The sequence below is a fragment of the Luteibacter sp. NPDC104163 genome (assembly GCF_055584245.1).
Genome location: NZ_JBVJMK010000004.1, coordinates 196,517 through 218,399, shown reverse-complemented (window position 1 = coordinate 218,399; position 21,883 = coordinate 196,517). Strand labels below are relative to the sequence as shown.

Sequence of the window (21,883 nt, the reverse complement as noted above, 5' to 3'; positions counted from 1 at the left end):
CTTACGCCACCTGGCCGATGACTTCGCCACCCAGACCCTTAGCACGGGCCTGTGCGTCGGTCAGAAGACCGGCGGAGGTGGAGATGATCGAGATACCCAGGCCACCGAGGACCTTCGGCAGCTCGTCCTTGCCGCGGTAAACGCGGAGGCCCGAACGGCTGACACGGGAAATGGTTTCGATAGCCGGACGGCCTTCGAAATACTTCAGCTTGATCTCGAGGACCGGCTTGCCGTTTTCGTCGGCAACGCGCGCATCGAGGACATAGCCTTCGTTCTGCAGGAGCTGGGCGAGGGCCAGCTTCATCTTCGACGACGGCATACGGACAACCGACTTGCCAGTGGCCTGGCTATTGCGGATGCGCGTAAACAGATCGGCGATGGGATCAGTCATGCTCATAGAAAAAACCCTTGAGAGTGCACCGATATCCGAATTACCGGAGATCTTTAAATTGTAAAGCCGACAAGGCGTCGGTCTGCATTGCGCAGACCGACGACTATATCAGGCTGTCGCGGGTTGGGCAACTTCTGCCCAGCCCAGGTCCCTGCCCCGCCCCGAAGGGCCCGGCCGGGCCGCCCCGCGAGGGGCGGTATCAGCTTCTTACCAGCTGGCCTTGCGCAGGCCCGGCACGTCGCCACGCATGGTGGCTTCGCGCAGCTTGTTGCGGCCGAGGCCGAACTTGCTGTAGACGCCACGCGGGCGACCGGTCAGGGCGCAGCGGTTGCGCTGACGCGACGGCGAAGCGTCACGCGGCAGCTTCTGCAGCTTGGTCTGGGCTTCCATCTTCTCGTCATACGAGGCGGTGGCGCTCAGGACGATCGCCTTGAGTTCGGCGCGCTTGGCGGCGTACTTCTTGGCGAGCTTGGAGCGCTTGAGGTCGCGCTCGATCATCGAGGTCTTAGCCATGTTCTACCTGGTAATCAGTTGCGGAACGGGAAGCTGAAGGCTTCCAGCAGTGCCTTGGCTTCTTCGTCGGACTTCGCGGTGGTGGTGATGGAGATATCCATACCGCGCAGCGCGTCGACCTGGTCGAAGTCGATTTCCGGGAAGATGATCTGTTCCTTGATGCCGAAGTTGTAGTTACCACGGCCATCGAAAGCGCGACCCGAGACGCCACGGAAGTCGCGCGTACGCGGCAGCGAGACGTTGATCAGGCGATCCAGGAACTCCCACATCTGGGCACGGCGCAGGGTGACCTTGCAACCGATCGGCCAGCCGTCGCGGATCTTGAACGATGCGACGGAGACGCGAGCCTTCGTGGTGACCGGCTTCTGGCCGGAGATCTTGGCCATGTCGGCCACGGCGTTCTCGAGGATCTTCTTGTTACCGGCGGCTTCGCCGACGCCCATGTTGAGCGTGATCTTCGTGATGCGCGGGACTTCCATGACGTTCTGGTAACCGAAGCGCTCAGTGAGCTTCTTCATTACCGACTCTTTGTAAAACGTTTCAAGACGGGTCATGACTTCGGTTCCTTACGCGTCGACCACTTCGCCAGAGGCGAACACGCGCACCTTGCGCCCGTCCTCGAGCGTCTTGGTGCCAACGCGCTCGCCCTTGTTCGTGGCGGAGTTGAAGAGCTGGACATTGGAGATATGGATCGAGGCCTCACGCTCGACGATACCGCCAGGCTGGTTGGCCTGGGGGTTCGGCTTGGTGTGACGCTTGATGATGTTGACGTTGGAGACGACCACGCGGTCGCCATCAACGCGCAGGACATCGCCGCGCTGGCCCTTGTTCTTGCCGGTGATCACGACGACGTGGTCACCCTTGCGGATACGGTTCATGGTCTGGCCTCCGCTCAGAGCACTTCGGGCGCGAGCGAGACGATCTTCATGAACTTCTCGCTGCGCAGCTCGCGGGTAACCGGCCCGAAAATACGGGTACCGATCGGCTCGAGCTTGTTGTTGAGGATGACGGCCGCGTTACCGTCGAAACGGATCACGGAACCATCGGGGCGACGCACACCCTTGGCGGTACGAACCACCACGGCGTTGTACACCTCACCCTTCTTGACCTTACCGCGGGGGATGGCGTCCTTGATCGTCACCTTGATCACATCACCGACGCTGGCGTAACGGCGCTTCGAGCCGCCCAGCACCTTGATGCACATCATTTCCTTCGCGCCGCTGTTATCAGCCGCGGAAAGCATGCTCTGTACTTGGATCATCGCAGCTCTCCTTAGACTTCAGCGCGCGTGACGATTTCGACCACGCGGTGATGCTTGGTCTTCGACAGCGGACGGCACTCCGCGATACGCACCACGTCGCCCTCGTTCGCACCGGTTTCATCGTGCGCGTGGAGCTTGGTGGAACGACGGATGATCTTGCCGAGCAGCGGGTGCTGCACCTGGCGCTCGATCAGTACCGTGACCGTGCTGGCCATCTTGTTGCTAATGACGCGACCGACGAGGGTACGCGCAGTTTTCGTGTTATCGCTCATATCCGCCGTCCCTTACTTCTTCTCGCCGAGCACGAACTTCGTGCGGGCGATGTCGCGCCGAACGCGGCGCAGCTGGTGCGGCTGGGTGAGCTGGCCGGAGCCCTTCTGCATGCGCAGATTGAACTGCTCCTTGCGAAGGTCCAGCAGATGCTGGTTCAGCTCTTCCGCCGACTTGTCTTTGATTTCTTTGATGGCCATTACATCACCGCCCTGGACACGAACTGGGTCTGGACCGAGAGCTTGGCCGCGGCAAGGCGCATGGCCTCACGTGCGGTGGCTTCGTCGACACCTTCGATTTCATAAAGCATGCGGCCCGGCTGGATCTCGGCGACCCAGAACTCGACGCCACCCTTACCGGCACCCATTCGAACTTCGATGGGCTTGCGGGTGATCGGCTTGTCCGGGAACACGCGAATCCACAGCTTGCCACCGCGCTTGACGAAGCGGGTGATGCAACGACGGGCCGCTTCGATCTGGCGCGCGGTCAGCTGACCGTGCGTCGTCGCCTTGAGGCCGTATTCGCCGAAGCTCACGACGTTCGAGGTAAACGCCAGGCCGTCGTTGCGGCCCTTAAACATCTTGCGGAACTTGGTACGCTTTGGTTGCAACATGGCAACGCTCCTTACTTGGCAGAGCGCTCGCCGCGTTCACGGCGGTTTTCACCACCATCACGACGCGACGACTGCTGCGGCTGCTGATCTTCCTTCGACGCCTCGGCCGTGGCGGCCGCCAGGTCGAAGATCTCGCCCTTATAGACCCACACCTTCACACCGATGATGCCGTACTGGGTCTTCGCTTCGGCGGTGCCGTAGTCGATGTCAGCGCGGAGGGTGTGGAGCGGCACGCGACCTTCACGAGCCCACTCGGAGCGCGCGATCTCGGCGCCGTTCAGACGGCCGGAGACGTTGATCTTGATGCCCAGGGCGCCGAGGCGCATGGCGTTGCCAACCGAGCGCTTCATCGCGCGACGGAACATGATGCGGCGCTCGAGCTGCTGCGCGATCGACTCGGCAACCAGCTGTGCGTCGAGTTCCGGCTTGCGGACTTCGCTGACGTTGATGTGCGTCGGGACGCCCATCATGTCGGTGACTTCCTTGCGAAGCTTCTCGATGTCTTCACCCTTCTTGCCGATCACCACGCCCGGACGGGCGGTGTGGATCGTCACGCGGGCGGTCTTGGCCGGGCGCTCGATCTGGATCTTCGAGATACCGGCGGCGGCGAGCTTCTTGCGCAGCATCTCGCGGACCTTGAGGTCGGCAGCGAGGTACTGGGCGTACTCACCCTTGTTGGCGTACCACTTCGAGTTCCAGTCCTTGGCAATGCCGAGGCGGATACCGGTGGGATGAACTTTATGACCCATCGTCTCTTACCCCAGTCAGTTACCAACAACCACAGTGATGTGGCTGGTGCGCTTCAGGATGCGCGAGCCGCGGCCTTTGGCGCGGGCATACATACGCTTCATCGCCTGACCTTCGTCGACGAAAATGCGGGTGACCTTCAGTTCGTCGACGTCCGCACCGAGATTGTTCTCGGCGTTGGCGACGGCGGACAGCAGCACCTTGCGGACAAGGTGGGCGGCCTTCTTGTTGGTGTAGGCAAGCGTGTCGCTGGCCCGGCCGACGGGCATGCCGCGGACCAGGTCTGCCACCAGGCGTGCCTTCTGCGCCGAGATGCGGGCGCCACGCAGGATCGCTTTGGCTTCAGTGCTCATCACTTGCCCTTCTTATCGCCGGCGTGGCCCTTGTAGGTGCGGGTCACCGCGAACTCGCCGAGCTTGTGCCCGACCATGTTCTCGTTGATAAGCACCGGCACGTGCTGGCGGCCGTTGTGGATGGCGATGGTCAGGCCGACCATCTCCGGCAGGATCATCGAGCGACGCGACCAGGTCTTGATCGGACGCTTGTTATTGGCGGAAACGGCGGCTTCCACCTTCTTTACGAGGTGCAGGTCAACGAACGGACCTTTCTTTAGAGAGCGCGGCATGATCGTTTCCTAATTACTTGCGACGACGCACGATGAACTGCTGGGTGCGCTTGTTGTTGCGCGTCTTGTAACCCTTGGTCGGCGTGCCCCACGGGCTGACCGGATGACGGCCGCCGGAGGTACGGCCTTCACCACCGCCGTGCGGATGGTCGACCGGGTTCATGACAACGCCGCGGACGGTCGGACGGATGCCCTTCCAACGCTTCGCACCGGCCTTGCCGAGCTTGCGGAGGGAGTGCTCCGAGTTGCCGACTTCACCGATGGTGGCGCGGCATTCGACCGGGACGCGGCGCATTTCGCCGGAGCGAAGACGCAGCGTGGCGTAACCCTGCTCGCGAGCGACCAGCTGGACCGAGGCACCGGCCGAGCGCGCGATCTGCGCACCCTTGCCCGGCTTCATTTCGATGCAGTGGATCGTGGAACCGACCGGGATCGAACGAAGCGGCAGGCAGTTGCCCGGCTTGATCGGCGAGTCGGAACCCGACACGAGACGGTCGCCCACCGCCACGCCCTTCGGCGCGATGATGTAGCGGCGCTCGCCGTCGGCGTAGCACAGCAGCGCGATGTGCGCGGTGCGGTTCGGGTCGTATTCCAGGCGCTCGACAACGGCGGCAATGCCTTCCTTGTCACGCTTGAAATCGATGATGCGGTAAGCCTGCTTGTGACCGCCGCCGCGATGACGGGTGGTGATGCGACCAAAATGGTTGCGACCGCCGGTCTTCGACTGCGATTCGGTCAGGGCGGCGTACGGCGCGCCCTTGTGCAGACCTTCGGTCCGCACGCTGACTGCGTCGCGGCGGCCCGGGGAGGTCGGCTTGTGAGTGATCAGTGCCATCTCAATTCAACTCCTGGCTCAGGCCTTGGCCGACACGTCGATCGTGTGGCCATCGGCGAGGCGGACGTAAGCCTTGCGCTTGCCCTGGCGGTTGCCAGTGCGGAAGCGGAACGACTTGACCTTGCCCTTGGTATTCACGAGGTTCACGTCCACGACCTTGACGTCGAAGAGCTCCTCGACCGCGATCGCGACATCAGCCTTGGTCGCCTCGGGAGCCACGATGAACACATACTGGTTGTGCTCAGCGAGGCGGGCAGCCTTTTCAGAGATGTGCGGTGCGCGCAGCGTGTTGAGCGTGCGTTCGGTGCTCATGCGAGCCACTCCTCGACCTTCTTGACCGCGTCCACCGTCATGACGACGAAGTCGCTACCGACCAGGCTGACCGGGTTCAGGGCCAGCACGTCGACGACGTGGATGTACGGAATATTGCGGGCGGACAGGTACAGCGCCTCGGTGGCGTCTTCCGACACCAGCAGGACACGACCCTTGACTTCGAGCTCGGCGAGCTTGGCGATCATCGCCTTGGTGCTTGCCTTCTCGATCGACAGTTCGGAGACGACCTTCAGGCGACCCTGACGGTTCAGCTCGGCAACGATCGAGCGGATGGCAACGCGGTAAGCCTTGCGGTTGACCTTCTGCTCGAAGCTGCGCGGCTTCGCTGCGAACGTCACACCACCGCCCACGAAGATCGGGGCACGGTAGTCACCGTGACGGGCGCCGCCGCCCTTCTGCTTCTTGAACTTCTTCGTGGTACCGGACAGGTCACCGCGCGACAGCTGCGCCTTGGTGCCTGCACGACCGCCAGCCTGGTAGGCAGTGACGACCTGGTGCACGAGGGCCTTCTTGTACTCGCCGCCGAACACTTCGTCCGAGACGGTGAGCGACTTGGCGCCAATAACATTCAGTTCCATGGCGTCTCTCCTCAACCCTTGGTCGTCGGACGGATCACGACATCGCCACCCGGCGCGCCAGGAACAGCGCCCTTGACCGCGATGAGATGACGCTCGGCGTCGACCTTGACCACTTCCAGGCCCTGCACGGTGCGATTGACCGCACCCATGTGGCCCGCCATCTTCTTGCCAGGGAACACGCGGCCCGGCGTCTGGCGCTGGCCGATCGAGCCCGGGGCACGATGCGACAGCGAGTTACCGTGGGTAGCGTCGCCCATCTTGAAGTGGTGACGCTTGATGGTGCCCTGGAAGCCCTTGCCCTTCGACACGCCAGCGACGTCAACCGTCTGACCGACGGAGAACACGGCTTCAGCGGTCAGCTCGGCGCCGACTTCGTACTTGCCAGCGTCTTCCGCGTTGAGGCGGAATTCCCACAGGCCACGGCCCGGCTCAACCTTGGCCTTGGCGTAGTGACCCTTGGCGGGGTTCGTCAGCAGCGAAGCGCGCTTGGCGCCAGCAGTGACCTGAATGGCGCTGTAGCCATCCACTTCGGTGGTCTTCACCTGGGTCACGCGATTCGGGGTCGCTTCAATCAGCGTCACCGGAATCGAGCGGCCATCTTCAGTGAAGAGCCGGCTCATGCCGCACTTGCGGCCAACCAGTCCGATACTCATCTTCGTATCCTTTTATCCGCTCAGCCCAGCTTGATCTGCACGTCGACGCCGGCAGCAAGATCGAGCTTCATGAGCGCGTCCACGGTCTTGTCATTCGGATCGACGATGTCCAGAACGCGCTTGTGAGTACGGGTCTCGTACTGGTCGCGGGCATCTTTGTCGACGTGCGGCGACACCAGGATGGTGTAGCGCTCAATCTTGGTCGGCAGGGGGATCGGGCCGAGGACCGTCGCGCCAGTGCGCTTGGCCGTCTCGACGATCTCGCTGGCCGAACGGTCGATCAGACGATGATCGAACGCCTTGAGCCGAATGCGAATCTTTTGGTTCGCCATAAAACCGTGTCCTATTTTCGAAAGAACGTTCTTGTGATTCGAAGTGGCTTCTCGCCACCCCGCACAACCCAGGTATTGCCAACTACGGGTGCCGCAACGGGCCGCCCGGGAACGCCAAAAGGCGCCCTGAACGACCCGAAAAAGTCAGGCAGGCCGCGAAAACGGCCTGCCCAGACAGAAAAGTATAGAATGCGCAAAACGTTAGGTCAACAGAGCTCGCGCCCGTTGGCCTAGATTGCGGCATCCTATCCGGCTTCCCTGCCTGCGAACTCGAAGCGCTTTCCGTGCACCTCATTTCGCGTGGTCCCGGCACCGCTAGGGCACTCGGGGGATATAGCCCGACGAGTATAGCCGGGTAGTTTTGAAATAGGAACCCCTTCTGGCTAAAAAATAGCCAAAAAAAAGGCGGGGGCTTTCGCCCCCGCCCTTCCCTGACCCCATGAGGGCCTGGATGGCTTACTTCGTGATGCTGGAGACCACGCCGGCGCCAACGGTACGGCCGCCTTCGCGAATAGCGAAGCGCAGGCCGGCGTCCATGGCGATCGGGTGGATCAGGGTGACCGACATCTTCACGTTGTCACCCGGCATCACCATTTCCACGCCTTCCGGCAGCTTGATCGCGCCGGTGACGTCGGTGGTGCGGAAGTAGAACTGCGGACGGTAGTTGTTGAAGAACGGGGTATGACGACCACCCTCATCCTTCGACAGCACGTACACCTCGGCTTCGAACTCGGTGTGCGGCTTGATCGTGCCGGTCTTGGCCAGCACCTGGCCGCGCTGCACGTCGTCGCGCTTCAGGCCGCGGAGCAGGAGGCCGGCGTTGTCGCCTGCCTGGCCCTGGTCGAGCAGCTTGCGGAACATCTCGACGCCCGTGACCGTGGTCTTCTGGGTGTCGCGGATGCCGACGACTTCGATTTCTTCACCGACCTTGATGACGCCACGCTCGATACGACCCGTGACGACGGTGCCGCGGCCCGAGATCGAGAACACGTCTTCCACCGGCATCAGGAAGGTCTTGTCGATGTCGCGTTCCGGGGTCGGGATCCAGGTGTCCAGCGCATCAACGAGGTTGATGATCGCCGGCACGCCGATTTCCGACTGGTCGCCTTCGAGAGCCAGACGAGCCGAACCCTTGATGATCGGGGTGTCGTCGCCCGGGAAGTCGTACTTCGAGAGCAGTTCGCGGACTTCCATCTCGACGAGCTCCATGAGCTCGGCGTCGTCGACCATGTCGGCCTTGTTCAGGAAGACCAGGATGTACGGCACGCCGACCTGACGCGAGAGCAGGATGTGCTCGCGGGTCTGCGGCATCGGGCCGTCAGCGGCCGAGCAGACGAGGATCGCGCCGTCCATCTGGGCGGCACCGGTGATCATGTTCTTGACGTAGTCAGCGTGGCCCGGGCAATCGACGTGCGCGTAGTGGCGCGTGGCCGATTCGTATTCCACGTGGGCGGTCGAGATCGTGATACCACGAGCCTTCTCTTCCGGCGCCGCGTCGATCGAACCGTAGTCCTTGAACTCGCCACCGAAGCGCTCTGCACCGACCTTCGTCAGCGCGGCGGTCAGCGTGGTCTTGCCGTGGTCGACGTGGCCGATGGTGCCGACGTTGACGTGCGGCTTGTTACGCTCAAACTTACCCTTTGCCATGACTTGGAACCTCTAAAGATCGTTGAATAGGGTGGAATGAAGAAGCCCTATCAGGACTTCTTCATGACCTCGTCGGCGATGTTCTTCGGCGCCGGCTCATAGTGGTCGAATTCCATGGTGAACGTGGCGCGGCCCTGGGTCTGCGAACGCAGCGAGGTGGCGTAGCCGAACATTTCACCGAGCGGAATCATCGCGTTGACGGTCTTGCCGGACGGGGTCTCTTCCTGACCGGTCAGCATGCCGCGACGACGCGAGATATCGCCCATCACGTCACCGACGTAGTCTTCCGGCGTCACGACCTCGACCTTCATGATCGGCTCGAGCAGCACCGGCTGCGCCTTCGCGAAGCCCTGCTTGAACGCCATCGAAGCGGCGAGCTTGAACGCCATTTCCGACGAGTCGACGTCGTGGTACGAACCGAACACGAGCTTGACCTTGACGCCCACCACCGGGAAGCCGGCGAGCGGACCCGCGGTGATCGTCTCGCGGAGGCCCTTTTCAACCGACGGGATGAATTCCTTCGGAATCACGCCGCCCGTGATGTCGTTGATGAACAGGAAGTCGTCCTTGATACCAGCGGCGAGCTTCTCGTCAGCGCGGTCGGCATCCGAGATCGGCGACAGCTCGATCACGACGTGACCGTACTGACCCTTACCACCCGACTGCTTGGCGTGCTTGTAATCCGACTTGACGTCCTGAGCCTGGATCGTTTCGCGGTAAGCCACCTGCGGCTTGCCGACGTTGGCTTCGACGTTGAACTCGCGCTTCATGCGGTCCACCAGGATGTCCAGGTGAAGCTCGCCCATGCCCGAGATGATCGTCTGGCCCGATTCTTCGTCCGTACGGACGCGGAACGACGGATCTTCCGCAGCCAGACGGCCGAGGGCGATACCCATCTTTTCCTGGTCCGACTTGGTCTTCGGCTCCACCGCCATCGAGATCACCGGCTCCGGGAACGACATGCGCTCGAGGGTGATGATGCTGTCCTGCGCGCAGAGCGTGTCACCGGTCGTGACGTCCTTCAGGCCGACCGCCGCGGCGATATCGCCAGCGCGGACTTCCTTCAGTTCGTGACGCTCGTTGGCGTGCATCTGCAGGATGCGGCCGATGCGCTCCTTCTTCGACTTGACCGGGTTGTACACCTGGTCACCGGCGTTCAGCGTGCCCGAATAGACACGGAAGAACGTCAGCGCGCCGACGAACGGATCCGTCATGATCTTGAACGCGAGAGCCGAGAACGGCGCGTCGTCCTTGGCCGGACGGGTATCCGGCTGCTCGTCTTCGTTCACGCCTTCGACCGGCGGACGGTCGATGGGCGACGGGAGCAGGTTGACGACGGCGTCGAGCATCGCCTGGACGCCCTTGTTCTTGAACGCGGTACCGCAGAACACCGGGATGATCTCGCTGCGCAGGGTGCGCAGACGCAGACCTTCGATGATCTCGGCTTCGGTCAGCTCTTCGCCGCCGAGGTACTTGTCCATCATCTCTTCCGTGGCTTCCGCCGCGGCTTCGATCATGGCGGTACGGTCGGCCTCGGCCTTCTCGACGAGGTCGGCCGGGATGTCGACGTACTCAAACTTCATGCCCTGGGACTCCATGTCCCACTTGATGGCCTTCATCTTGAGCAGATCGACGACGCCTTCGAAGTTGTCTTCGGCGCCGATCGGCACCTGCATCGGCACCGGGTTGGCGGCGAGGCGCGACTTCAGCTGGTCGACGACCTTGTAGAAGTTGGCACCCGTGCGGTCCATCTTGTTGACGAACGCAAGGCGCGGCACCTTGTAACGGTTGGCCTGGCGCCACACGGTTTCCGACTGCGGCTGCACACCACCCACCGCGCAGAGCACGAACACAGCGCCATCGAGCACGCGGAGCGAACGCTCCACTTCGATGGTGAAGTCAACGTGTCCCGGGGTGTCGATGATGTTGAAACGGTGCTCGGGCAGCGAACGGTCCATACCCTTCCAGAACGCCGTGGTGGCGGCGGAAGTGATGGTGATACCGCGTTCCTGCTCCTGCTCCATCCAGTCCATCGTCGCAGCGCCGTCGTGCACCTCGCCAATCTTGTGACTGACACCGGTGTAGAACAGGATGCGCTCCGTCGTGGTGGTCTTGCCGGCATCGATATGAGCCATGATGCCGAAATTGCGGTAGCGCTCGATGGGAGTGGTGCGTGCCACGGTCTTTCCTCAGATCTGAAGCTGGAAGGGGATTACCAGCGGTAATGCGAGAAGGCCTTGTTGGCCTCTGCCATGCGGTGCGTTTCTTCGCGCTTCTTGACGGCGCCGCCACGGGACTCGGAAGCCTCGAGGAGTTCAGCAGCCAGCTTGCGCGGCATCGACGTCTCGCCACGCTTGCGGGCGGCATCGATGACCCAACGCATGGCGAGAGCCATACGGCGGCCCGGACGGACTTCGACCGGCACCTGGTAGGTCGCACCGCCGACGCGGCGGGACTTCACTTCGACGGCCGGGGCGATATTGCCGAGGGCCTTTTCGACCAGCTGGACCGGCTCTGCGTGCTTCTCGCCGATGGCCTCGAGGGCACCGTAGACGATGGCTTCAGCGACCGACTTCTTGCCGGACTTCATCACCATGTTGATGAAGCGGGCGATCAGCTGGCTTCCGTGCTTCGGGTCCGGGAGGACCACACGGGCGGGATGGGAACCTTTACGCGACATAATTCTTGTCCTTTACTCAGCTCTTCGGGCGCTTGGCGCCGTACTTCGAGCGCGACTTGCGACGCTTGGTCACGCCGGCGCAGTCGAGACTGCCGCGAACCGTGTGGTAACGCACACCCGGGAGATCCTTGACGCGACCGCCGCGGATCAGGACCACCGAGTGCTCCTGGAGGTTGTGACCTTCGCCACCGATGTAGCTGATGACTTCGAAACCGTTGGTGAGGCGCACCTTGGCAACCTTACGCAGCGCCGAGTTCGGCTTCTTCGGGGTGGTCGTATAAACGCGCGTGCAAACACCGCGGCGCTGCGGGCTGCTCTGCAGGGCCGGCGAAGCGCTCTTGTAAGCCTTCGGGCTGCGGGATTTGCGCACCAACTGGTTGACTGTCGTCATGCGAAGCTATTCCTGAGAAACATAAAGGCAGACCGAATGATCGGCCCGCCGTATAAGCGATTTTGACGTGCGCCACCGCACTATGCGGCTGGCACCCATCGTCCCTGAATCCGAACACGAGGTGCATCCATGCACCTCATTTCGTATGTACGGGCGAAGCCCGTACAGGAGCCTCACTCGGCGCTATCGTTGGACCCGGCGGGAGCTTCTTCGAACGTGACGGAGGAACCCGAACCCTGGAGGGTCTGGAGATCCTGGTCCGTCAGGCCGCTCTGGCTACGACGCGAAGCGTGGTAGGCCAGACCCGTACCCGCAGGGATTAGCCGCCCAACAATAACATTTTCCTTGAGGCCACGCAACGTATCGCGGGTGCCCCGGACCGCCGCCTCGGTGAGGACGCGGGTGGTCTCCTGGAACGAGGCCGCCGAGATGAACGACTCGGTGGCGAGGGAGGCCTTGGTGATGCCGAGCAAGACCGATTCAAACTCGGTCGGACGCTCGCCACGCTTCTCGGCGCGCTCGTTTTCCTCGTTGATCCGGACGCGCTCGACCTGCTCGCCGCGGAGGTACGTGCTGTCCCCTGCCTCGGTGATCTCGACCTTGCGGAGCATCTGGCGAATGATCGCTTCGATGTGCTTGTCGTTGATCTTCACGCCCTGCAGGCGGTACACGTCCTGGATTTCCTTGACCAGGTAGCTGGCCAGCGGCTCGACACCCAGCAGGCGCAGGATGTCATGCGGATTCGGCTCGCCGTCCACGACGGTTTCGCCCTTCTCCACGTGCTCGCCTTCGAACACGATGACCTGACGCCACTTCGGGATCAGCTCTTCGTGCTCGTTGCCATCCGCATCCTTGATGATGAGACGCTGCTTGCCCTTGGTGTCCTTGCCGAAGCTGATGATGCCCGAGCGCTCGGCGAGGATCGCCGGCTCCTTGGGCTTACGGGCTTCGAACAGATCGGCCACGCGCGGAAGACCACCGGTGATGTCGCGGGTCTTCGACGTTTCCTGCGGGATACGGGCGACGACGTCACCCACGCCCACTTCGGCGCCGTTCTGGATCGACACGATGGCGCCGGCCGGCAGGAAGTACTGGGCCGCGATGTCCGTACCCGGCAGCTTGAGCTCACGGCCCTTGCTGTCTTCCAGGCGGACGATCGGGCGCAGATCCTTGGCCTGCGTACCGCGACGCTTCGGATCGGTCACCACCGCCGACTCGAGGCCGGTCAGTTCGTCGGTCTGCGACTGGACGGTCACGCCATCGATGAAGTCGATGAAGCGGACCACACCGGCCACTTCCGTGACGATCGGGTGGGTATGCGGATCCCAGTTCGCGACGGTCTGGCCGGCCTTCACCGGGTCGCCGTCCTTCACTGCGATGGTCGCACCGTAAGGCACCTTGTAACGCTCACGCTCGCGGCCGTTCACGTCGATGACGCTGACTTCGCCCGAACGCGATACGGCAACCAGGTGGCCGGCCGAGTGCTCGACCGACTTCAGGTTGTTGAACTTCAGCGAACCGGTGGTGCGGACGGTGACGTTATCCACGGCAGCGGCACGGGAAGCCGCACCACCGATATGGAACGTACGCATCGTCAGCTGGGTACCCGGCTCACCGATGGACTGCGCGGCAACCACGCCCACGGCCTCACCCATGTTGACCAGGTGGCCACGGGCCAGATCGCGGCCGTAGCACAGGGCGCACACGCCATGGCTGGCACGGCAGGTGATCGGCGAACGCACCTTGATCAGCTGGACGCCGGCCTTGTCGAGCTTGTCGACCAGGCTTTCGTCAAGCAGCGTATCGCGGGTGACGATCGGCTCGTCGCCTTCGCCCGGGGCGTAGACGTCTTCGACCACCGTACGGCCAAGCACGCGCTCGCGCAGCGGCTCGACGACGTCGCCGCCTTCCACGATCGGCGCCATCATCACGCCGTCTTCGGTGCCGCAATCGTGCTCGGTGATGACCACGTCCTGGGCCACGTCGACGAGACGACGGGTCAGGTAACCCGAGTTCGCCGTCTTCAGCGCCGTATCCGCCAGGCCCTTACGAGCACCGTGGGTGGAGTTGAAGTACTGGAGGACGTTCAGGCCTTCGCGGAAGTTCGCCTTAATCGGCGTCTCGATGATCGAGCCGTCCGGACGCGCCATGAGGCCGCGCATACCGGCAAGCTGACGAATCTGGGCCGCGCTACCACGCGCACCCGAGTCAGCCATGATGTACAGCGAGTTCATCGTCTTCTGGTTGACCTGCTTGCCTTCGGCATCGGTGACCTTCTCGGTACCGATACCGTCGATCATGGCCTTCGCGACGAGTTCGTTCGTACGCGACCAGATGTCGACGACCTTGTTGTAGCGCTCACCGGCGGTCACGAGACCCGACTGGTACTGCTCCTGGATCTCGACGACTTCCTTCTCGGCTTCCTCGAGGATCGCCTTCTTCTCAGCCGGGATCTTCATGTCGTCGATTCCGATCGAGATACCGGCGCGCGTCGCGAAACGGAAGCCGGTGTACATCAGCTTATCCGCGAACACGACCGATTCCTTGAGACCAAGGAGACGGTAGCTCTGGTTGATCAGGCGCGAGATGTTCTTCTTGGTCAGCTCCGTGTTCACCAGGGCGAACGGGAGGCCTTCCGGGATGATCTCGGCCAGCAGGGCGCGACCGACCGTGGTATCCACGATCTGGGTGCTTGCCGTGCGCTCGCCGGTCTCCGACACGTTGAACACGCGCACGCGGACCTTGACCTTCGCGTGCAGTTCGACCGCACGGTTGTCATAGGCGCGACGCACTTCGCCGAGGTTCGCGAACACCATGCCGGTGCCCTTCGCGTTCACCAGCTCACGGGTCATGTAGTACAGGCCGAGCACGACGTCCTGCGACGGCACGATGATCGGCTCGCCGTTCGCTGGCGACAGCACGTTGTTCGACGACATCATCAGGGCGCGGGCTTCGAGCTGCGCCTCGATCGAGAGCGGCACGTGCACGGCCATCTGGTCACCGTCGAAGTCCGCGTTGAACGCGGTACAGACGAGCGGATGCAGCTGGATCGCCTTGCCTTCGATGAGCACCGGCTCGAACGCCTGGATGCCGAGACGGTGCAGCGTGGGCGCACGGTTCAGCATGACTGGATGTTCGCGGATCACCTCTTCGAGGATGTCCCACACCTGCGACTCTTCGCGCTCGACGAGCTTCTTGGCCGCCTTGATCGTGGTGGCTTCACCACGAGCCTGCAGCTTGGCGAAGATGAAGGGCTTGAACAGCTCGAGCGCCATCTTCTTCGGCAGGCCGCACTGGTGCAGGCGCAGGGTCGGACCGACCACGATGACCGAACGGCCCGAGTAGTCGACGCGCTTGCCCAGCAGGTTCTGGCGGAAGCGGCCCTGCTTGCCCTTGATCATGTCGGCCAGCGACTTCAGCGCGCGCTTGTTCGTGCCGGTGATGGCACGGCCGCGGCGGCCGTTGTCGAGCAGCGCATCGACCGATTCCTGCAGCATGCGCTTCTCGTTGCGGACGATGATGTCCGGCGCAGCGAGTTCGAGCAGGCGCTTCAGGCGGTTGTTACGGTTGATGACGCGGCGGTACAGGTCGTTCAGGTCGGACGTGGCGAAACGGCCGCCGTCCAGCGGGACGAGCGGGCGCAGGTCCGGCGGGAGCACCGGGAGGACGGTCAGCACCATCCACTCCGGCTTGTTGCCGGATTCCAGGAACGCCTCGATCAGCTTCACGCGCTTGGTGAGGCGCTTCAGCTTGGTTTCCGAATTGGTCGAGGAGATCTCTTCCTTCAGGCGGATGACTTCGCCCGGCAGGTCGAGGCTCTTCAGCAGCTCGTAGACGGCCTCGGCGCCCATGCGGGCATCGAACTCGTCGCCGTGCTCTTCGGTGGCTTCCAGATACTGGTCTTCGCTGAGCAGCTGGCCGCGCTCGAGCGCGGTCAGGCCCGGATCGATCACGACGAACGCTTCGAAGTACAGGATGCGCTCGATGTCACGCAGCGTCATGTCCAGCATGAGGCCGATGCGCGACGGCAGCGACTTCAGGAACCAGATGTGCGCGGTCGGGCTGGCCAGCTCGATGTGGCCCATGCGCTCGCGACGGACCTTGGCCAGGGTGACCTCGGTGCCGCACTTCTCGCACACCACGCCGCGGTGCTTCATGCGCTTGTACTTACCGCACAGGCACTCGTAGTCCTTGATCGGACCGAAGATGGCCGCGCAGAACAGACCGTCACGCTCAGGCTTGAACGTGCGGTAGTTGATGGTTTCCGGCTTCTTCACTTCGCCGTACGACCACGAGCGGATCAGCTCCGGCGAAGCCAGGGCGATCTTGATCGCGTCGAAGTCCAGCGTCTGTCGCTGCTGGTTGAACAGATTGAGCAGGTCTTTCATGCGTAATCTCCGATAGCCGCGACGATCACTTGTGGAGCTCTTCGAGCTCGATGTCGATACCGAGCGAGCGGATTTCCTTCACGAGGACGTTGAAGGACTCCGGCATGCCCGCAGCCATTTCGTGGTTGCCGTCGACGATGTTCTTGTACATCTGGTTACGGCCCTGCACGTCATCCGACTTGACCGTCAGCATTTCCTGCAGGGTGTACGCCGCGCCGTAAGCTTCCAGCGCCCAGACTTCCATTTCGCCGAAGCGCTGGCCGCCGAACTGCGCCTTGCCGCCCAGCGGCTGCTGGGTAACGAGCGAGTACGGACCGGTCGAACGCGCGTGCATCTTGTCGTCGACGAGGTGGTTCAGCTTCAGCATGTGCATGTAGCCGACGGTGACCGGGCGATCGAACGCCTCGCCGGTACGGCCATCGAACAGCACGGTCTGGCCGGATTCCGGCAGGCCCGCAAGCTTCAGCATGTGCTTGATTTCGGTTTCCTCGGCACCGTCGAAGACCGGGGTGGCCATCGGGACGCCGTCACGCAGGTTGTCCGCCAGGTTGACGATCTCGGTATCCGTCATCGAGGCCAGGTCGACCAGGCGCGTGGCACCTTCGGCGCCGGCGTTGCCGTGGTTGTACACCTCGTGCAGGAACTCGCGCAGCTTGGCCGGGGTTTCCTGGGCCTGGATCATCGCGTCGATCTTGTGGCCGAGACCCTTCGCAGCCCAACCAAGGTGGACTTCGAGAATCTGGCCGATGTTCATACGCGACGGCACGCCCAGCGGGTTCAGGCAGATGTCGACCGGACGGCCGTCAGCCGAGAACGGCATGTCTTCGACCGGAACGATCATCGACACGACACCCTTGTTACCGTGGCGGCCGGCCATCTTGTCGCCCGGCTGGATGCGGCGCTTAACGGCAAGATAGACCTTGACCATCTTGAGCACGCCCGGCGCGAGGTCGTCGCCCTGGGTGATCTTGCCCTGCTTCTCCTTGAAGCGCTTGTCGAAGTTCTCCTTGTGGCGCTTGACCTGCTCGGCCGCGCGCTCGAGGAACTCGGAGACTTCCTCTTCCTTGACGTTGATCTTGAACCAGTCGTCCTTCTTCAGGCCGTCCAGGTAAGCATCATCGATAACCGCGCCACGCTTCAGGCCGGCCGGGCCGCTCATCGCGGTCTTGCCCACCAGCTGCGCACGCATACGGGCGTAGATGGCGCCTTCAAGGATGCGGAACTGGTCGTCGAGATCCTTGCGGATACGCTTCAGTTCAGTCTCTTCGATCTGCTTGGCGCGCTTGTCCTTCTCGATGCCGTCGCGGGTGAAGACCTGCACGTCGATGACGTTGCCGTCCATGCCCGGGGGCACGCGCAGCGAGCTGTCCTTAACGTCCGAGGCCTTCTCGCCGAAGATGGCGCGGAGGAGCTTTTCTTCCGGGGTGAGCTGGCTCTCGCCCTTCGGCGTGACCTTACCCACCAGGATGTCGCCGGCCTTCACTTCTGCACCGATGTAGACGATGCCGCTCTCGTCGAGGCGGGCCAGGGCCTGCTCGCCGACGTTCGGGATGTCCGCGGTGATTTCCTCGGCGCCCAGCTTCGTGTCACGGGCGATGCAGGTCAGCTCCTCGATGTGGATCGAGGTATAGCGATCTTCCTGCACGACGCGCTCGGAGATGAGGATCGAGTCTTCGAAGTTGTAGCCGTTCCACGGCATAAAGGCGACGAGCATGTTCTGGCCGAGCGCGAGCTCGCCCAGGTCGGTCGACGAACCGTCGGCCAGCGTGTCGCCCACGGCCACCACGTCACCGACGTTCACCAGCGGACGCTGGTTGAGGTTGGTGTTCTGGTTGGAGCGGGTGTACTTGGTCAGCGTGTAGATATCGACGCCGGCATCATCGTCGCCCACTTCGGCTTCGTTGACGCGCACGACGATACGGGCGGCATCGACCTGGTCGATGACACCACCACGCTTGGCGGCCACGGTGACGCCCGAGTCACGCGCCACGGCGCGCTCGATGCCCGTGCCGACGAGCGGCTTCTGGCTGCGCAGGGTCGGAACGGCCTGGCGCTGCATGTTCGCGCCCATGAGTGCGCGGTTCGCGTCATCGTGCTCGAGGAACGGCACGAGCGCGGCTGCCACCGACACCGTCTGCATGGGCGAAACGTCCATGTAGTTGATCTCGGCCGACGGACGCAGCTCGGACTCGCCGCGGAAACGGCAGGACACGAAGTCTTCGAGGAACTTGCCTTCCTTCGAGAGCGGCGAGTTCGCCTGCGCGATGACGTGGTCGCCCTCTTCGATCGCGGAGAGGTAATCGACCTTGTCGGTGACCTTGCCGTTCTCGACCTTGCGGTACGGCGTCTCGAGGAAGCCGTAGGCATTGGTGCGGGCGTACACGGCCAGCGAGTTGATCAGGCCGATGTTCGGGCCTTCCGGCGTTTCGATGGTGCAGACGCGGCCGTAATGGGTCGGGTGCACGTCGCGGACTTCGAAGCCGGCGCGCTCGCGGGTCAGGCCGCCTGGGCCCAGTGCCGAGACGCGGCGCTTGTGCGTCACTTCCGACAGCGGGTTGTTCTGGTCCATGAACTGCGAGAGCTGCGACGAACCGAAGAACTCCTTCACCGCCGCCGCGACCGGCTTGGCGTTGATGAGTTCCTGCGGGGTCAGGCCTTCGGATTCAGCCAGCGAAAGGCGCTCGCGAACCGCGCGTTCAACGCGGACGAGACCGATGCGGAAGGTGTTTTCCGCCATTTCGCCGACCGAACGCACGCGGCGGTTACCGAGGTGGTCGATATCGTCGACCGTCCCGATGCCGTTGCGGATATCGATGAGCACGCGCAGCACGTCGAGCACGTCGGAGGTTTCGCCGAGCTCGCCGATGAGGCGCTGGCACTCTTCTTCCTTACGGTCGCTGAAGTACTTGTGGTCGTAGAGCACGCCCGGGCCCACGACGTCCTTGCGGCCGACGCGGCGGTTGAACTTCATGCGGCCCACGGCCGACAGGTCGTAGCGGTCGAAGGTGAAGAACAGGTTGAAGAACAGGTTCTGCGCGGCATCCTTGGTCGGCGGCTCGCCCGGACGCATCATCCGGTAGATTTCGACCAGGGCCTCGAGCTGCGTGCGCGTGTTGTCGATGCGCAGCGTGTTCGAGATGTACGCACCGCGATCGAGGTCGTTCACGTACAGCGTCGGCACGGTTTCGATACCGGCCTTGCGGAAGTGCTCGAGGTGCTCGAGGGTCAGCTCGTCGTTGGCCGCGGCGATGACTTCGCCGGTGTCCTTGTCGATCATGTCGATCGCGACGATGCGGCCGACCGGGTAGTCGTCCGGCACTTCGAGCGTGGCGATCTTCTCGTTCGCCAGCTGGCGGACGTGGCGCGCAGTGATGCGCTTGCCGGCTTCGACCAGCACCTTGCCATCGACCACGAGGTCGAACGAGAGGGTTTCACCGCGCAGGCGCTCGGCGACGAGATCAAGCGTGACCGCGTCCTTCTTGCCCAGGTGGAACACGTTGTGCTCGAAGAAGATGCTGAGCATCTCTTCGTTGTTGTAGCCGAGCGCGCGCAGGAGCACCGTGACCGGCAGCTTGCGGCGGCGGTCGATACGGGTGAACAGCGCATCCTTCGGGTCGAACTCGAAATCGAGCCACGAACCACGGTAAGGAATGACGCGCGCGGAGAACAGCAGCTTGCCCGAGCTGTGGGTCTTGCCGCGGTCGTGGTCGAAGAACACGCCCGGCGAACGGTGCAGCTGCGAGACGATGACGCGCTCGGTGCCGTTGATGATGAAGGTGCCGGTGTCGGTCATGAGCGGAATTTCGCCCATGTAGACTTCCTGTTCCTTCACGTACTTCACGGCCTTCTTCGAGGCCGGGCTGTCCTTGTCGTAGATGACCAGGCGCACGGTGGCGCGCAGCGGCGCACCGAAGGTCATGCCACGGTTGCGGCACTCGCGCTCGTCGAACGCCGGCTCGCCGAGGCGATAGTCGACATATTCGAGGGCGGCGTTGCCGGAATAGCTCGAGATCGGGAACACCGACTTCAGGGCCGCGTGCAGGCCTTTCTCTTCACGCGCCTTCGGGTTGGTGTGCTCCTGCAGGAATTCCTTGTACGAGTCGGTCTGGATGGTCAGCAGGTTGGGCACGCCCAGCACGGGGGGCCGCTTGCCGAAATCCTTGCGGATGCGCTTCTTCTCGGTAAACGAGTAGGTCATGTTTTTTACCGCCTCGGTAGTGCCACCGCCTGGCGTGCGATGGCTGAAGGTGAATCGAAAATCGGAGATCGGGATTCGAACCGCGGAGCCCGCTGGAGGCGGCTCTCGAATCGCGATGTCCCATTTGCGACGGGATGGAACAACTACACGTACAGCATTCAGAACGGCCAAAGCCCGGGGGCTTACGCCCCCAGGCCTGGCTTGACGCTAAGTCGAACGTAAGGCGCGCAAGGCGCCGATTACTTGAGTTCGACCGTGGCGCCGGCAGCTTCCAGATCCTTCTTGAACTTGGCAGCGTCTTCCTTCGAAGCAGCTTCCTTCACGACGCCACCGGCTTCGGTGAGGTCCTTGGCTTCCTTCAGGCCCAGGCCGGTGATGGCGCGGACGGCCTTGATCACGTCGACCTTCTTGTCGCCAGCGGACTTGAGGATCACGTCGAACTCGGTCTGCTCTTCAGCAGCGGCAGCGGCCGGGCCGGCAGCAGCAGCGGCAACCGGGGCAGCAGCGGAGACGCCGAAGGTGTCTTCGATCGACTTCACCAGTTCCATGATTTCCGTCAGGGACTTGGCCTTGATGGCTTCAACGATCTGTTCGGTGGTCAGGGTGGACATTGTTTCTTACCTTCTGAAATGGGTTTCGATGAGAAAAGAGTCAGCGAGATCAGGCTTCAGCCGGGGCTTCGGCGGCGACTTCGCCACCACCCTGCTTGTCCGCGACGGCCTTGATCGCGCGAGCGAACATGGTGACCGGCTCGGCCAGCACGCGGGCCAGCATGGCCAGCGCTTCTTCGCGGGTCGGCAGCGAGGCCAGCACGTCGACGTGCTTGGCGTCGAACAGCTTGCCCTCGATGGAAACGACCTTCGGCTTGAGCTTGTCGTTGGTCTTCGCGAATTCCTTGATCAGGCGGCCAGCGGCGCCCGGTTCCTCGGTCGAGAACGCGTACAGCAGCGGACCGGTCAGGGCGTCAGCGACGACCTCGAACTCGGTACCGGCAACAGCGCGTGCGGCCAGGGTGTTCTTGACAACTTTCAGGAACACGCCCGACTCGCGAGCCTTCTTACGCATCGCGGTCATCTGCGAGACCGTGGTGCCTGCGTATTCGGCAGCGACCAAGGAGTGTGCCTTCGCGGCAACCTCAGCGAGCTCTGCGACTACTTCTTGCTTCTGAGAAAGATTGAGAGCCATTGCACTCCTCCAATTGAACTCCGCTCACGACTCCTGCCGCTTGCGGTCCTGGGCGACATCATCCTGACGTCGGGGACGGGCTACGTCCCGGGGGTGGTGGCCATTCCAGAGTCGAAACGATTCCAGAAGGGGCTGCACCATCTACGCCGGCTGGGCCTTGGGACCCGATTAAGCGAACCCGCTAACGATGACGGCGGTTCCTTGCCAACACGAGCTCCCTGCTCGTCGCCATCGCGCGCTGAT

The 21,883-nt window shown here is 62.9% G+C and carries 24 protein-coding genes; all 24 read right to left on the bottom strand.

Translation table 11 applies throughout. The annotated features are described in order from the left end of the window. Position 1 precedes the first annotated feature (1 nt). The 24 genes from rpsH to rplJ all read right to left on the bottom strand — a co-directional run bounded on the left by rpsH (position 2) and on the right by rplJ (position 21,640). On the bottom strand, positions 2–397 hold the full coding sequence (gene rpsH, locus ACZ6YI_RS07450) for a 30S ribosomal protein S8 (RefSeq protein WP_440325448.1): 396 nt from the start codon (positions 395–397) through the stop codon (positions 2–4). Between the two features lie 201 nt (positions 398–598). Beyond that, positions 599–904, bottom strand: a complete 306-nt coding sequence (gene rpsN, locus ACZ6YI_RS07445; RefSeq protein WP_247433841.1) for a 30S ribosomal protein S14 — start codon at positions 902–904, stop codon at positions 599–601. A gap of 14 nt (positions 905–918) precedes the next feature. Further along, positions 919–1,458: a 50S ribosomal protein L5 gene (rplE, locus tag ACZ6YI_RS07440; protein WP_440325450.1), complete on the bottom strand. Its 540-nt coding sequence runs from the start codon at positions 1,456–1,458 to the stop codon at positions 919–921. A gap of 12 nt (positions 1,459–1,470) precedes the next feature. Then, on the bottom strand, positions 1,471–1,782 hold the full coding sequence (rplX, locus tag ACZ6YI_RS07435; protein ID WP_440325452.1) for a 50S ribosomal protein L24: 312 nt from the start codon (positions 1,780–1,782) through the stop codon (positions 1,471–1,473). A gap of 14 nt (positions 1,783–1,796) precedes the next feature. Beyond that, positions 1,797–2,165, bottom strand: a complete 369-nt coding sequence (gene rplN / locus ACZ6YI_RS07430) for a 50S ribosomal protein L14 (protein ID WP_029213886.1) — start codon at positions 2,163–2,165, stop codon at positions 1,797–1,799. Positions 2,166–2,176: 11 nt separating this feature from the next. Then, a complete protein-coding gene (gene rpsQ / locus ACZ6YI_RS07425; protein WP_139980301.1) occupies positions 2,177–2,437 on the bottom strand; it encodes a 30S ribosomal protein S17 in 261 nt (86 codons plus the stop codon). A gap of 12 nt (positions 2,438–2,449) precedes the next feature. Next, positions 2,450–2,635 carry a 50S ribosomal protein L29 gene (gene rpmC / locus ACZ6YI_RS07420; protein ID WP_440325454.1) on the bottom strand — a complete coding sequence of 62 codons (186 nt, stop codon included), beginning with the start codon at positions 2,633–2,635 and terminating at the stop codon, positions 2,450–2,452. Continuing rightward, on the bottom strand, positions 2,635–3,048 hold the full coding sequence (gene rplP / locus ACZ6YI_RS07415) for a 50S ribosomal protein L16 (RefSeq protein WP_247333719.1): 414 nt from the start codon (positions 3,046–3,048) through the stop codon (positions 2,635–2,637). Before rplP ends, rpmC begins: the two co-directional genes overlap by 1 nt. 11 nt (positions 3,049–3,059) lie before the next feature. Continuing rightward, the gene (rpsC, locus tag ACZ6YI_RS07410) at positions 3,060–3,797 is read right to left on the bottom strand and encodes a 30S ribosomal protein S3 (RefSeq protein WP_216155020.1); all 738 of its coding nucleotides are present in this window, start codon (positions 3,795–3,797) and stop codon (positions 3,060–3,062) included. A 15-nt stretch (positions 3,798–3,812) separates the two neighbouring features. Further along, the gene (gene rplV, locus ACZ6YI_RS07405; RefSeq protein WP_045831128.1) at positions 3,813–4,148 is read right to left on the bottom strand and encodes a 50S ribosomal protein L22; all 336 of its coding nucleotides are present in this window, start codon (positions 4,146–4,148) and stop codon (positions 3,813–3,815) included. Next, on the bottom strand, positions 4,148–4,420 hold the full coding sequence (rpsS, locus tag ACZ6YI_RS07400) for a 30S ribosomal protein S19 (protein ID WP_029213892.1): 273 nt from the start codon (positions 4,418–4,420) through the stop codon (positions 4,148–4,150). The genes rplV and rpsS overlap by 1 nt, the downstream gene beginning before the upstream one ends. A gap of 13 nt (positions 4,421–4,433) precedes the next feature. Then, positions 4,434–5,255, bottom strand: a complete 822-nt coding sequence (rplB, locus tag ACZ6YI_RS07395) for a 50S ribosomal protein L2 (RefSeq protein ID WP_247433827.1) — start codon at positions 5,253–5,255, stop codon at positions 4,434–4,436. An 18-nt stretch (positions 5,256–5,273) separates the two neighbouring features. Further along, positions 5,274–5,567 (bottom strand): 50S ribosomal protein L23, encoded by a 294-nt coding sequence (gene rplW / locus ACZ6YI_RS07390; protein ID WP_465778060.1) that lies wholly within the window; start codon positions 5,565–5,567, stop codon positions 5,274–5,276. Continuing rightward, positions 5,564–6,166: a 50S ribosomal protein L4 gene (gene rplD, locus ACZ6YI_RS07385; protein WP_465778059.1), complete on the bottom strand. Its 603-nt coding sequence runs from the start codon at positions 6,164–6,166 to the stop codon at positions 5,564–5,566. The genes rplW and rplD overlap by 4 nt, the downstream gene beginning before the upstream one ends. 11 nt (positions 6,167–6,177) lie before the next feature. Next, positions 6,178–6,819 carry a 50S ribosomal protein L3 gene (gene rplC, locus ACZ6YI_RS07380; RefSeq protein ID WP_440327824.1) on the bottom strand — a complete coding sequence of 214 codons (642 nt, stop codon included), beginning with the start codon at positions 6,817–6,819 and terminating at the stop codon, positions 6,178–6,180. A 20-nt stretch (positions 6,820–6,839) separates the two neighbouring features. Beyond that, positions 6,840–7,151, bottom strand: coding sequence for a 30S ribosomal protein S10 (gene rpsJ / locus ACZ6YI_RS07375; protein WP_014402136.1), 312 nt, complete (start codon positions 7,149–7,151; stop codon positions 6,840–6,842). A 456-nt stretch (positions 7,152–7,607) separates the two neighbouring features. Next, entirely contained in the window at positions 7,608–8,798 is a 1,191-nt protein-coding gene (gene tuf, locus ACZ6YI_RS07370; protein ID WP_440327825.1) for an elongation factor Tu, read from the bottom strand. 50 nt (positions 8,799–8,848) lie between these two features. Beyond that, complete coding sequence (fusA, locus tag ACZ6YI_RS07365; RefSeq protein WP_465778058.1) at positions 8,849–10,978, bottom strand: elongation factor G; 2,130 nt, start codon at positions 10,976–10,978, stop codon at positions 8,849–8,851. 32 nt (positions 10,979–11,010) lie between these two features. Next, positions 11,011–11,478 carry a 30S ribosomal protein S7 gene (rpsG, locus tag ACZ6YI_RS07360; RefSeq protein ID WP_045829437.1) on the bottom strand — a complete coding sequence of 156 codons (468 nt, stop codon included), beginning with the start codon at positions 11,476–11,478 and terminating at the stop codon, positions 11,011–11,013. Between the two features lie 16 nt (positions 11,479–11,494). Then, complete coding sequence (gene rpsL / locus ACZ6YI_RS07355; protein WP_036115505.1) at positions 11,495–11,869, bottom strand: 30S ribosomal protein S12; 375 nt, start codon at positions 11,867–11,869, stop codon at positions 11,495–11,497. A 173-nt stretch (positions 11,870–12,042) separates the two neighbouring features. Next, positions 12,043–16,257: a DNA-directed RNA polymerase subunit beta' gene (rpoC, locus tag ACZ6YI_RS07350; RefSeq protein ID WP_465778057.1), complete on the bottom strand. Its 4,215-nt coding sequence runs from the start codon at positions 16,255–16,257 to the stop codon at positions 12,043–12,045. Positions 16,258–16,282: 25 nt separating this feature from the next. Next, positions 16,283–20,455, bottom strand: coding sequence for a DNA-directed RNA polymerase subunit beta (gene rpoB, locus ACZ6YI_RS07345; protein WP_465778056.1), 4,173 nt, complete (start codon positions 20,453–20,455; stop codon positions 16,283–16,285). Positions 20,456–20,694: 239 nt separating this feature from the next. Further along, positions 20,695–21,066 (bottom strand): 50S ribosomal protein L7/L12, encoded by a 372-nt coding sequence (rplL, locus tag ACZ6YI_RS07340; protein WP_440327381.1) that lies wholly within the window; start codon positions 21,064–21,066, stop codon positions 20,695–20,697. 49 nt (positions 21,067–21,115) lie between these two features. Then, positions 21,116–21,640: a 50S ribosomal protein L10 gene (gene rplJ / locus ACZ6YI_RS07335; protein ID WP_247433808.1), complete on the bottom strand. Its 525-nt coding sequence runs from the start codon at positions 21,638–21,640 to the stop codon at positions 21,116–21,118. Between the last annotated feature and the right edge of the window lie 243 nt (positions 21,641–21,883).